We start from the raw sequence: 13,320 nt of genomic DNA on the forward strand, positions 1-13,320 counted from the left end.
AAGTGAAGACGTGCATTAAAACGCGAAGAAGGAGGATATATTGTGGCTAAACGGATTTTAATCATTGAAGATGATAAAGCCATTGCAGAAATTGAACGAGACTATTTAGAACTTAGCCAGTTTGAGGTAGTTTTAGCCCATGATGGGGAAGCCGGATTAAAGCAGGCTTTGACAGGCAAATTTGATTTAATATTATTGGATGTGATGCTACCTAGGTTGGACGGCTTTACTATTTGCAAGCAACTTCGTGAAACATTAGATATTCCTATTTTATTAGTAACAGCTAAACAAGAAGACATTGATAAAATCCGTGGGTTAGGACTTGGTGCTGATGATTATATTGAAAAGCCTTTTTCACCAAGTATTTTAGTAGCTCGGGTAAAAGCTAATTTAGCACAATATGACCGTTTAAAGCAGAGCCCTCAGAAAGAAACTTTAGCTGAAATTCAAGTCGGTCACTTAAGAATCCAACCTGGCTCACATCGTGTATTTGTCCGCAATGAAGAAATTACTTTAAAAAATAAAGAATATGAACTTTTATTATTTTTAGTACGAAATGGTGATTTAGTTTTTGATAAAGAAACTTTATATGAGCGGATTTGGGGCTTTGATGCTATTGGTGATGTAGCGACAATTCCTGTTCATATTAATCGGTTGCGTGAAAAGATTGAAGATGATCCAAGTAATCCTCGATATATTGAAACCGTATGGGGCGCAGGGTATCGGTTTAAGTTATAGAGCACTTAGGCTGGCATTAAGAATAAATGTTTAACAATTGTTTATATTTGATGTAAATGGAGTTTAACATCCTCCGGTATACTGGCTATTATGATTGGCAGAATAGCCTACAAGGAGGTATATAATGCATAGCGTGTTCAATGATATTCAGCAATTTGATTTTGCTATTTTAAATTATATTTGGTTACACTGGCACACAGCGTGGTTAGATTCATTAATGATTGGTATTACTACATTAGGTGACAGTGGTTTTATTTGGCTGATTATAGGAGCCTACTTACTTTGGAACTCTGCATATCGTAAAACCGGGGTGGCCATTGTACTAGCGTTAGGCATAGGCTTTTTAATTTGTAATTTAGGAATTAAGCCGTTAGTAGGGCGTTTGCGACCCTTTGAGTGGGAATCAGCTGTGCAATTATTAATTACAGCCCCACAGGGATATTCGTTCCCATCAGGGCATACCTGGTCGTCTTTTGCCATGGCTACCATATTAATGCTAGAGAGAATTCCTGGTCGATATATAATCCTTGGTAGTGCTATTATTATGGGATTTTCCCGCATATATTTATATGTACATTATCCTACGGACGTATTAGTTGGTACACTACTTGGTATTTTAATAGGTGGTCTAAGTATTTATATTTGTCGCTGGCTATTTAAGACATATAGTCACCATTTACCTAATTGGTTGCAACAGCCCTTAGGTGTGGAACAGCTAGACTCATTCTCTATAAATAAGAACCAGTAAGCTATAGCTTACTGGTTTTTTATTATACTATGGCAGAATTAAGGCTTGTGTTTGGCGACAGAGTGGCCTTCATATACATACTGTCTGATTAAGCGTTTAGGTTCTACTGTTTGAATTTTAAAATAAAAGTAATGATCTTGATTGTCTTTAGCATTTTCTTTGTTCAATTTAAAAAAGTTCTGCTAAGAATGAGCCATGCTTTGTAAAATGTCATCTGTTAAAAACGTTAGTGGTGTATCTAAGGCTGAATATTCGTAAAAGTCCTTTTCAAATTGCAAATAGTTAGGCGTAAAATAGGCGAATTGTAGTTGATTGCGTTGAAACTCTCTAGTTTTCATCGGTATTCATCTCCTCGGTGGTAATACGTATAATTTGGTCTAATGAAACAGTGACATATGTTGAGGTTAGATTTATATCTTTTGTTATATTTAAATCTGAATCTGAGGGCACTGTTTTTATAATGACTTCTTCTAAACTTATATTTTGAATGTAACCTTGTAATTGTCGTATAGTGGAGCCACTCTTGAAATATTCCTGAATATAAAATGTAGCTTTACATTGTTGTGCATAAAGGCGACTTAGCCAGATTAAGCGTTCTTCTTGACTCATAGCACTCCCTAATTCTAATGAAAAATGAGATTGTAAGAGGGCTGTTTGATGATCTGATAAAAAGAATCCCATCCATTTAGCCATTTTACGGTCTTTGTAGGTTCGTGCTGACAAGAAGGGTAAATATGATCGATTAGTCATAAGAGACCATCCAAGCCACCAGCGCCACCAGCAGCATGACCACCTATGAGCTTACTGCGTGTAATAGCTCGGGAAGCTTCTAAGAGGGCTGAAGCCTTTTGGACGGAAAGAAAGCCATGCTGGCGGCGAATATCATCAATGGTATGCTCCAAATTATAGGCTTTTTGAATGGTTTCAGGATTATCAAAGAGGGACATGCTCTGTAAGGTTTCTGGCACTAGTTGGCTATAGCGTACACCAATTTGCCGTACGGCCTCTCCTTTATAATGTTTGTGAAAAAGGGTGAGTACATATTTAGTGAGGTCTTTTGTTAATTGGGTAGCTTCTATCTTCATTTGTGCTTGAAAGGAATCACGTGCAGTCTTATTGTTAGTTTCATGGCTAGGTGTATGGAAATGGGAAGCTCTTGTTGAGGAATTTATCCTAAATGGTACATCTTTAGCAAAGCCAATGTAGAGTGATACGCATTGGGCTTGCTGGTGACTGCGGCGTAAGCGGATAGCTACTTGTTCGGCCATTTCAGATAATAATAATTCAATGTCAGTTTGTTTAGTATAATTACGTGGTAAAATTTGTGAATTACCGATTCCTTTTGAATGTACTTTACAAGGTTCTCGTACATTACTCTCATCAACACCGTTAGCATGAAACCATAGCTGTACACCAATAATGCCAAACTCTTTTTTTAGCATATCTGGATTTGCATGGGCTAAATCCTTAATGGTATAGATTTTTAATTTTTCTAAACGACGTGCTGTACGGCGACCGATGCCCCAAAAATCTGTTAGTTTAGGTAGTTTCCATACCCTAGTAGGAACCTCTTCATAAGACCAATTGGCACGCATCATAGGTGTTGTTTTAGCTTCATTATCTAAGGCCAATTTAGCCAGTAGAGGATTGGCATTAGACATGCCAACAGTGCTAAAAATGCCAGTACGGCGCCATACATCATGTTGAATTTTGGCAGAGATAATATCTAATTTTTCACGGCGTGATAGATGATGTTGGGGGATAAAATAGTTAATGGAGCGAGTTAAATCAATGAAGCCTTCGTCAATAGAGTAAGGGCAGATATCTTCTGTAGCAGCGTATTCACGAAAAATTTGCTGAATTTCTATATTTTTTACAATATATAATCCCATACGAGGTGGTACAATTAGGGTTCGTTGCGCCCAGCTTTCAATATAATTAATATACTTAGACGTAATGGGAAGTCCCTCTTGCAGAGCACGTTTCATATTAAAGCGGCGTGTTTCAATATCGAATGGTAAATCATAGGAACGGCTTACATTTTGTTTGCCAAAAACATGTTTGAAAGTGGGCGAGGAGGCTAGGATAAGACCCTTAGAGTTATCAGCACGACTCATAACACAGAGTGAAGTTGTTAACGGATTAAGGCCGCGTTCAATACATTCGACACTAGCGTAAAAGGATTTCATGTCGATAAAGGCAATGTCAGACCGTGGCTCTAAGTCATAATTAATGTATCCCATCATGCTCCCTCCTTTATATCTACTAAAATAATATATCGAACAAATATTTTAGTCAATGATATATTTGTTTGGTTTTAAGGTGGATAAAGAGTAAAAATTGTATGAAGGCTAGGAGATATAAATGAAGGAAATTGGAATTGTTGACAAAAGTTAAATAGACAGCATGTAGGATAGTTTATATTTGAAATGCATAATAAGAAAAGACCGATAGCAGCTAGAGGGATAGAGGCTATCGGTCTTTTTTTATATTTGGTAATTTTGAATAGTAATTGAAGAATTTTTAAAAAGGATTTATAGTAAGAGTAGATATATGTTCGTAAATAATAAAAATGGAGAGTTGACGTCATTTAAGTAGGGGGATAGTTTATGAATTATGAAAAACGTGGCAAGAGTATTCAACAGGGATTGAATTTTTTGTTGCCGTTGGAAGATGACTGTTTATTACAATTAGCTTTGAAACGGTTAGAAAATTATAATCCTAGTACATTGATTTCGCAGGAAGAAATTGATAAGAAATATGGATTGGAAGAGATTGATGGGGATGATATAGAGTTTGAGTAGGTCGATTTTTATGTTGGAAGGATTAAGGAGTCTATTTTGGATAAAAATTTAGTAACTATAATAAATAATATTAGTCAAATTAATGAATTGTTAAATTTAAAGAAACAAATTAGTTTAGAAGAAATTAAAAAGCTCGATACAATTAAGGAACGTTTTATATTAATAGGTGATGTAATTACTAAATTTAATGAGTATTTTGCTAAAGCAGGGTGGTGTGCTTATGCTGAAATGAATTTTGATTTGATGAAAAATTGTGTTGAAATTTTTGAGGAAAATAATAGTGATGAGAAAGAAGCGTTAGAGCGTGTTGACAAACTTTTGTGTGAGTTTTACTCTTCACAGGTATACTCTATTAAGCATTGGATTAAAAATAGTTCGGAAGCTTTTAGACAAAGATATGAGTTAATTAATCTTATTTTTGAAGATCATTTAGCTAAAAGATATTATTCTAGTATTCCTTTAGCATTAATTGTTGCGGATGGAGCAGTTAATGATTTTACATCTATAAAAGGCTTTTTTGTTGAAAATGCAAATTATACAGTTTGGGATAGTATAATAGGGTGTTCTGAAGGGCTTAATCAGATTAAAATATTATTAAATAAATCAAGACAAAAGACGACTACAGATGTGATTACTGTACCATATAGAAATGGTATTTTACATGGTCGGGATTTAAATTATGCAAATGAGTTAGTTTCCTCTAAGTGTATAGCATTACTTTTTGCTATTGCTAGTTGGATGAAAGATAAGTCTACAGAAAATGATAGAAGAAATGTGATAGAGAAAAGTGAGGATATATTTACTTTTATTAGGCAGGCTGATTTTAGAAAAAAGCGTGATGAGGATTTTATAAGAAAATGGAATAATAGGAAAATAAAAGTAAAACATATGATGTTAGAAAATAGTAGTGAGAATTATCAAGATATTCCGTATTTAAAAAATATTATTAATGCTATGGATTCATGGAAAAACAAAAATTATGGAGAATTAGGAGTGGCATTTTATTCATTATTTGGGATGGAAAATAATTATAATAGGAGAGCTAAGATATGTAGAATGCAATTTGAAGACAAGATATTCAAATCTTATGAAATTGTTGACGTGAATGAGAAAAGTCCATTTAAGTCTGAAGTGTTAGTGGAGGTTAAATGGTGTAAAAACGAGATAGAAAATAAGACAAGTTTAAAATTTAATTGTATTCATTATTGGAAAGATGATGAAAAATCTGATACATTTGATTCTATTGGCACTTGGAAATTAATTATATTAAATCCTAGTGTATTGTTTAAGTAAATATATCTGAAGGGATTGGTAGAATATTTTAAAAAAAGTGAAGTTGTATAAAATTGGGATTATGATTATATATATATACTATTTTATAATTCGTATATTCAATAAAAATTTAAATAGTAAATATTTAGAAGATATAAATTCTTTAAAAAAGAATATAAAAGATATTGAATATGTTTTAAAGTATTTTAATGAAACTTTTTCAAGTTATGGGTGGTGTGCATATGAAAGCATGGATATTCATATAATGAAGAAAGCACTTCAAGTTAGTAAGGAAAAAGGAATAGAGTCTGGTGAGAAAATTTTAATTAATTATTATAAAACAGACGTGAAATATATTACTCAGTGGGTTATAAATGCGGATGATGTTTTTAAAATAAGGAAGGAATTAATAGAGGAATTTTTTGAAAATCATTTTTCTAGACGATATTATGCTAGTATCATATTAGCATTTATTATAATTGATGGAGCTATAAATGATTATAATAAAAAAAGAGGATTTTTTTCTTCTGAATCTGAATATATTACATTGGGTTCTTTAGTAGGGGACAAAAAAGGATTACAAGTATTGAAAAATATATTTAATCAAGAAAGAAATAAAACTAATGAAGGGGAGATATTTTTTCCTTATAGGAATGGAATTTTACATGGATTAGATTTAAATTATGCAAATGAATATGTTGCTTGTAAATGTGTATGCTTATTATTTGCAGTTTCAGATTGGATTAAAGTTAATAAGGAAAAAAGAAATGATAAGCCTAATAAAAGTAAAATTGGAGGTTTTTTTGAAAATATAAAGGACCGACAGAAAAGAACTAAAGAAATTTCTAATTGGCAGCCTAAAGAGATTATTATCGGTAAGGATGTGCCACAAGTTGGTGAACCTGAAGACTATGAGGGGTTTGATTATATTTTTAAAGTTATAAAGGCTATGAAATATTGGGAGAGTAAAAATTATGGTGAACTATCAAAGTTTTTTCCATTTCTTTTTTATTCTAATATTAGTGATAGAAAAAGAGCGGGTGAATGTAGAAAGTTTTTTGAAAAATTAGAATTAAAAAAGTATAAATTATGTTCTGCACGTGAAGAGAGTTTTTTGATATCAATTGTTAATATTGAAATAACTATAATTAGGAATGATGAAGAAATTAAAAGAAATCTAGAATTTAGATGTATTTATGAAGGCCTTGATAAAGAACTTGCTCTTCCTTGGAGGAATGAGGGGGAATGGAGATTATTATTAACTAATAGAAATACATTAATTGAATTAAATTTAGAGTCATTTTGATAGAAGCGAATAAGGAATCTGCTATGAATACATTAGATGAATTAACACAGTTAATACAAACTTTTTGTGAAGCTCGTGATTGGGATCAGTTTCACACACCTAAAGATTTAGCTATTGGTTTATCTACGGAATCTAATGAGCTGTTAGATTTATTTAGATTTAAAACGAATCAACAGATGGAAGAAATGTTGTTGGATGATACAAAACGGGCTGAAATTGGCGGTGAATTAGCAGACATATTTTTCTTTTTATTACGTTTTTCTCAAATGAACCATTTTGATTTAAAAGATTGTTTAGAGAAGAAAATGGAATATAACAATAAGAGGTATGCTGTAGAAAAAGTAAAGGGAAAGAATTTGAAATATACAGAGTTAGATGATTAGTTGAGAGGCTGATAATGAAAGTTATAGTGGAGCAGATAAATAATCAAGATAGTAATTTAAAAATATCGTTTGAATCGTATAGTTATATTCTTAATGAAATTAATTTGTTTCAAGTATTAAATGATGCTAGGCAAAAACAAAAGTCTGGAGATATTAATAATGGAATTAACTTTTTAAAAGTGTTGCAAGAAGTGACCAAAGGACAAGATTATCTTGAAAATTGGCCGATTTTATATATTTTACGTCAGGAGAAAAGTAAAAAGAATATATCGGATAAACCGTTAGCATATATTGGACAAAGCACTAATGTTATTCAACGAATGAAACAACATTTACAGAGTGAAAGTAAAAAAGAATTGAGTGATGCAAGTTTTATTTTTTCGAGTGAGTTTAATCAGTCAGTTACTTTGGATTATGAATCTAAACTAATTCAGATGTTTGCAGCAGATGGTAAATATGTGCTATTAAATAGTAATAGAGGATTAGCTAATAAAAAATATTATAATAAAACATATTATGATGATGGTTTTGAAGTGTTATGGGAAGGTCTTAGAAAAAAGAAAATTGTTCAGCAGAGTTTGAATCATATTAAAGATTCTGATTTATTTAAATATTCCCCATATAAAGAATTAAATCAGGAGCAATATGTAGCCGCAATGGGAATTATGAAAGCTATTTCGTCTAATTCTAATGATATTATTATAGTCAATGGAATGCCTGGAAGTGGTAAAACAATCATTGCAATTTATATGTTTAAACGACTTAGTGATGTGTATACCAAATTAACTGAAATAAAAGCCAATAAGGTTGAAGAGCTTTCAGAAGCGGCTAAGCAAGAATCTACTAAAATAATAACAGAAAAAATAAAACGCATGGCTATGGTAATTCCTCAGACTTCATTAAGGAAAACTATTAAAAAGTTATTTGCTAATATTTATGGTTTAAATCCAGTTGATGTAGTGAGTCCTTCTGAAATAGCTAGATCAAGTGAGCGCTATGATATTGTATTTGTAGATGAAGCTCATCGTTTGCGACAACGTAAAAACATTGTTAATTATAAAGGGCATGATAAAAATAATAAGGAATTAGGGCTACCTAAAGATAGTACCGAATTAGATTGGATACTTTGCAAAACAGATTGTCCTGTTTTATTTTTTGATACAAATCAGGTTATTGGTCCGTCTGGCATTAATGAAGAAATATTTGAAAAACGATTAAAATGTGAACATAGTCGACAAATTAAATCGTTTGAATTAAAAACTCAAATGCGAGTAGAAGGGGGTGAAACATATTTAAATTATGTAAAATTTCTATTGCAACTAGATAATAAGGTACAAAGTAAATTAATTCCTGAAAATTATGAATTTAAGATATTTGACGATTTTAAATCATTCCAAGAATTATATAGTGAAAAAAGTAAAGAATTTAAACTTGTCCGGTTGATAGCAGGTTATGCATGGCCGTGGAAGAGCAAAAAGGATAAGTCAGAATATGATATAGAGATTGATGGTTATTCATATATATGGAATGTTACAACTACAGACTGGGTCAATAGTTCGGAAACTAGAAAAGGTAAGTCTGAAGTTATTAAAGAAGTTGGTAGTATTCACTGTATTCAAGGTTATGATTTAAATTATGGTTTTGTTATTTTAGGACCTGATATTAAATATGATGTAGATACACATAAGATATATGCAGATAAAACACATTATTTTGATACAAATGGCAAGAAGACTGCAACCGATGAAGAATTAACTGAGTATGTTAAACATATTTATTATGTTTTATTAACTCGAGGAATTAAAGGAACCTATGTATATGCATGTGATTCTGAATTAAGGACATATTTAAAACAATATATAGACGTATATTGAATTAAAATTTACCACCCCCAACCGCTATAGGTTGGGGGTTCTTTTTATTTCCTTTTACAAATAATCCTTGTTTATTCAAAAAACGGCAATGAGTTATGACAATAATTCATTAGTAGCTATATTACGTTGACTGAGGTAATAGGTGGCAGTATAATTCGAGCTATAAGGCCTATATATGAAGTTTTCGTGTAGGATATAGGCGTATGGGTATATTTTTTATGGGGCTTTATATAGGAGGAGTGACATGAAGGGAATCAGCAAATCAAGATTTGTAGCAGTGGTATGCTGTAGTGGTATTGTATTAAGTAGTTCAATTGCAGGAGCTGAAGGTATAGCTCCATCTGATTATGATTTGGGGACAATTGTAGTAACAGCCACTAAGACAAATCAGAGTATTGCTAATGTGCCGGCTAGTGTAAGTGTTATTACATCACAGGATATAGAGAATAAAAATATTTCCTCAGTACAAGAGGCTTTACAATTTTTACCGGGTATTTTTATTGCTCAAAGCGCTCAAGGTAGTTTAACTATGCGTGGTATGGATTCAACAGATGTACTTGTCTTAGTTGATGGAGTACAACAAAATAGTTCATACAATGGTGTAGTGAATTTTAATATGGTGCCCATTACGAATGTAGAACGTATTGAAGTTTTAAGAGGGGGCGCCTCTTCCTTATATGGAGGGCATGCAGTAGCAGGTGTTATTAATATTATTACAAAAGGCGCACCTGAGGTAGGTACTTCCGTAGTGGCCGATGTATCTTATGGTAGTAATAATACTTGGAAAAAAGCTGTTATAGTCAACTCTAGATTATCTGATAAGTGGTTTTTAGGGGTGAATTATGAAAAGCGTTCATCGGATGGTTATCGTGGATTTTATCGAGCTGCTTCAGCTAAAACAGTGAAAGCGAGTACTAAAATTGACGCTAGTGCTGATTTGAAACAATTAAGTAATGGATCTTATTTGTATGGAGGCCGTGGTGAAAAAGAGTGGGAACATGAAAATTATGGTTTTAAAGTAGGTTATCATTTTGATCAAGATAGAGTATTGACATATAGCTATTCAAGAACGAATAGTGAGTCTTCTTATAAGAACCCCTTTACTTATGTGCATGATACTAAGGGAAACTCTATTTGGAAAGGGAATATATTAGTTGGTAAGAATAAATATATAACGTTATCTCCTAAAAACTTCTTAGGATATGATAGTGAGAATAAACGAGATACACATATTTTATCGTATCAAGATGGGGCTAATGATTTTTTTGCTAGAGCAAGTTATGTACATGATAAAGTTGATGGATTTACATCGGCTACAGTTCCGAATAAATATACTGGTATTGATTGGACGGGAGCTGGTGATTATTCACAACATCCAGGTAAAAAATGGACGTATGAAGTTGAGAAAACCTGGCATGATCTTGGAAAGCATACTATTAATGCGGGCTTTTCTTATCATGAAGAAGAAATGATTCAAAAACGTTATGATTTATCTTCTTGGCATAATAAAGGTTCAATTATTGAGCAATATGCACAAGACGAAGGTAAAGTAAAAAATTTAGCAGTTTTCGTTCAAGATGAATATAAATTTGATGATGAATGGTCTTTATTTGTTGGGGCTCGATATGATCGTTTCAAAAAAGGTGATGGTAAATTCTGGCTTAGTGGCAAGCAGGGATATGACACGACTTCAGAAGGTAAATTATATAACCATATAAGTCCTAAAGTTGCATTAGAGTACAAGGCAAATGATACGATGAATTATTATGTATCCTATGGTGAATCATTTAATCCACCGGCTTTGTATAATATTTATCGCTTTGGTGGTTCTGGTATGGGGAATGTAATTCCTAATCCCGATTTAGATCCTGAAATATCTAAGACTTGGGAACTGGGGATGAAACGTCATTTAACGGATAAAGATACATTAGATATTTCTTTATACCAAGTAAAAACAAAAGATAAAGTAGCTTATACATATTTTTATTTGCCTAATAGTAGTATCGTTAAATACAAACAATATATTAACTATGGGGAAGAAAATCGTCGTGGCATAGAGTTTAATTATGAACATCGATTTAATGATAATTTGAGTTCCTATATTAACTATGCTTGGCAGATGGGGAAAGTGAGTGGCCCTGAAATTACAAATACAAACCAATCTGGCTATAGTAATCAAGTTGATTATGGTGTACCTAAACATATTTTCCATGCAGGGCTAACGTATGATAGAGCAAAATGGACGGCTTTATTAGATATGCAATATGTGAGTCCGCGTCAAAATACGAATGCGCCAGGTGGTGAGTATGGTGCCTATGATGGTTATTTCTTAGTTAATACAAGTGTAGGCTATCGTGTAACACCAGACTTTACCGTTAAATTCAGTATTGACAATTTATTTGATAGAGAATTTTACGATAATGAAGCAACGGCTGGACGCACTTATACTTTAGGTGTTCGTTATGAATATTAAAGGTTGATAAATTTATGAAACGTTGGTATCGAGTACATAAGTATGCTGGTATGGTTAGCCTAGCAATTTTCTTTTTACTTTGCGTTTCAGGGCTAGTGATTATGGTTCGAAGTATCCCTTTTGTGAATTTTAATCAATTTGGAACGCTTTATACAGGAGAGTCATTGTGGCGTAATAGTGATATTAAAGTACAAGAAGTATTACAGGCAAATCCTAATTTACAGCTTAATTCCATGACCATTAGACCTGAAAAGTCGATGCTCACGATTCGTTTTAAAGAAATGGGGAACGATGGATTAGTTCGTTATCATTTTTATAACAAAAATGATGATTGGGTACTAGCAAATAATGAATTTTTATCAGGATATTATAATAATGAGTATTTGAATGTACTAACTCGTTGGTTGGCTAAGATGCACAGTAATTTAGGGTTAGGTGATTATGGGCGCATTATATTACTGTTTTTTACACTTATGAGTTTGGTTACTTGCGTTGTAGGATATTTTTTACATCTGAGATTGGGTAATAAAAAGAGTGCCATAGGTTATTATTCACTCCATAGGCTATTAGGGGCTATAGTAGCCCCATATTGCATGGTTTTGTTTATTTCTGGAGGTTTATTAATCGGTTATTCTTATTTTTCAAAATTAGAGTATTCAGAACATAATTTAGCAGCTAAGGAATATTTTAGCGTACAATCTGTTGAAGGATCTGTTTACTCTTATACTGAAATGTTTGAAGCGGTTAAGAATATATATCCAGAGAAAGAAATAGTGTCAATTTATATTCCATCAGCTAAGGCATTAACAAAAGCCAGTAGTAGTACCTATTATTTTAGATTAGTAGATAAAGAAGCAATTTCAGATTCTTATCAAGGATATTTAGTAACTGATGATATATGGGTATCAGCTTATAGGAATAATAATATGATGCGTTATGAAGCGGTGTCGCCTTGGTATATTAGTTGGTTGGCTAAGGGGATTGATTTACATTTTAAAAATCATGAGGATCCGATATTAGTATGTATTTGGATTATTTATTTAGTAATGAGCTGTTTGTTAGTAGTAGTTCCTTTTAGTAAAACATTGCGATGCATTCGGTTTAAAGTTAGTACTAAGTATCCAATAAGTGCAGGGAATTTTATTTTAACTTTTGGTTGTTTGATTTTACCATTATATGGTCCTATTGGTATTTATACGGGAATAGTCTGTGGGATTTTGAGTTTTATATTAGTAGGGCTTAGTTTACGCAGTATAGATTTAAAGAGGTAGTTAAGATTTAAATTTTTCTTTTTACTAAGTGAAATTTGAAATATGGTTGACAGGTATACAGGAGTTATATAAACTATAGTTAATAGTTAATAGTTAATAGTTAATAGTTAATAGTTAATAGTTAATAGTTAATAGTTAATAGTTAATAGTTAATAGTTAATAGTTAATAGTTAATAGTTAATAGTTAATAGTTAATAGTTAATTAAATAGAGAATATATAGGTGTCATTTAGACTTAATAGGGAAATCGGTATAAGCCGATGCGGTCCCGCCACTGTAAGAGGAGCGAACCTCACATTGCCACTGGTTAAATCTGGGAAGGCGAGGTAAGCGATGAATCTAAGCCAGGAGAACTGCCTATAGAAGAATCACCGTTTTACCTACGAGCGATGGGGAGGGGATTGGCGATAATATAAATTGTGAATTTTAAATTTTCTTAATTATGTTATAGA

General features: G+C 32.3%; 11 protein-coding genes, 1 pseudogene and 1 riboswitch. Of the genes and pseudogenes, 9 read left to right on the forward strand and 3 right to left on the reverse strand.

The window, feature by feature from the left end; genetic code table 11:
* Positions 1-42 precede the first annotated feature (42 nt).
* On the forward strand, positions 43-738 hold the full coding sequence (locus NFR44_RS00505) for a response regulator transcription factor (protein WP_251439970.1): 696 nt from the start codon (positions 43-45) through the stop codon (positions 736-738).
* A 124-nt stretch (positions 739-862) separates the two neighbouring features.
* Positions 863-1,486 carry a phosphatase PAP2 family protein gene (locus tag NFR44_RS00510; RefSeq protein ID WP_251439973.1) on the forward strand — a complete coding sequence of 208 codons (624 nt, stop codon included), beginning with the start codon at positions 863-865 and terminating at the stop codon, positions 1,484-1,486.
* A gap of 38 nt (positions 1,487-1,524) precedes the next feature.
* Here NFR44_RS00510 and NFR44_RS00515 read toward each other — a convergent pair.
* The 3 genes and pseudogenes from NFR44_RS00515 to NFR44_RS09475 all read right to left on the reverse strand — a co-directional run bounded on the left by NFR44_RS00515 (position 1,525) and on the right by NFR44_RS09475 (position 3,732).
* Positions 1,525-1,824 (reverse strand): annotated as a pseudogene (locus tag NFR44_RS00515) (DUF5960 family protein).
* Positions 1,814-2,236, reverse strand: a complete 423-nt coding sequence (locus NFR44_RS00520; protein WP_251439975.1) for a hypothetical protein — start codon at positions 2,234-2,236, stop codon at positions 1,814-1,816. Before NFR44_RS00520 ends, NFR44_RS00515 begins: the two are co-directional and overlap by 11 nt.
* Positions 2,233-3,732: a Y-family DNA polymerase gene (locus NFR44_RS09475; RefSeq protein ID WP_251439977.1), complete on the reverse strand. Its 1,500-nt coding sequence runs from the start codon at positions 3,730-3,732 to the stop codon at positions 2,233-2,235. Before NFR44_RS09475 ends, NFR44_RS00520 begins: the two co-directional genes overlap by 4 nt.
* Before the next feature lie 363 nt (positions 3,733-4,095).
* Between NFR44_RS09475 and NFR44_RS00530 the strand changes: the two genes are divergently transcribed.
* From NFR44_RS00530 to NFR44_RS00560, 7 genes are all read left to right on the forward strand, one after another.
* Positions 4,096-4,290, forward strand: coding sequence for a hypothetical protein (locus NFR44_RS00530; RefSeq protein WP_251439979.1), 195 nt, complete (start codon positions 4,096-4,098; stop codon positions 4,288-4,290).
* A 36-nt stretch (positions 4,291-4,326) separates the two neighbouring features.
* Complete coding sequence (locus NFR44_RS00535) at positions 4,327-5,583, forward strand: hypothetical protein (protein WP_251439981.1); 1,257 nt, start codon at positions 4,327-4,329, stop codon at positions 5,581-5,583.
* Positions 5,584-5,644: 61 nt separating this feature from the next.
* A complete protein-coding gene (locus NFR44_RS00540) occupies positions 5,645-6,868 on the forward strand; it encodes a hypothetical protein (RefSeq protein ID WP_251439983.1) in 1,224 nt (407 codons plus the stop codon).
* A gap of 23 nt (positions 6,869-6,891) precedes the next feature.
* Positions 6,892-7,251: a nucleotide pyrophosphohydrolase gene (locus NFR44_RS00545; RefSeq protein WP_251439985.1), complete on the forward strand. Its 360-nt coding sequence runs from the start codon at positions 6,892-6,894 to the stop codon at positions 7,249-7,251.
* Positions 7,252-7,265: 14 nt separating this feature from the next.
* Positions 7,266-9,125: a DUF2075 domain-containing protein gene (locus NFR44_RS00550; protein ID WP_251439987.1), complete on the forward strand. Its 1,860-nt coding sequence runs from the start codon at positions 7,266-7,268 to the stop codon at positions 9,123-9,125.
* Positions 9,126-9,369: 244 nt separating this feature from the next.
* Positions 9,370-11,598, forward strand: a complete 2,229-nt coding sequence (locus NFR44_RS00555) for a TonB-dependent receptor (RefSeq protein ID WP_251439991.1) — start codon at positions 9,370-9,372, stop codon at positions 11,596-11,598.
* Positions 11,599-11,612: 14 nt separating this feature from the next.
* Positions 11,613-12,869, forward strand: coding sequence for a PepSY domain-containing protein (locus tag NFR44_RS00560; protein WP_251439994.1), 1,257 nt, complete (start codon positions 11,613-11,615; stop codon positions 12,867-12,869).
* Between the two features lie 202 nt (positions 12,870-13,071).
* Positions 13,072-13,243: riboswitch (cobalamin riboswitch) on the forward strand.
* The last annotated feature ends 77 nt before the right edge of the window (positions 13,244-13,320 follow it).

It is taken from the genome of Veillonella intestinalis (genome assembly GCF_943193155.1).
In the GTDB taxonomy this organism is placed as follows: domain Bacteria; phylum Bacillota; class Negativicutes; order Veillonellales; family Veillonellaceae; genus Veillonella_A; species Veillonella_A intestinalis.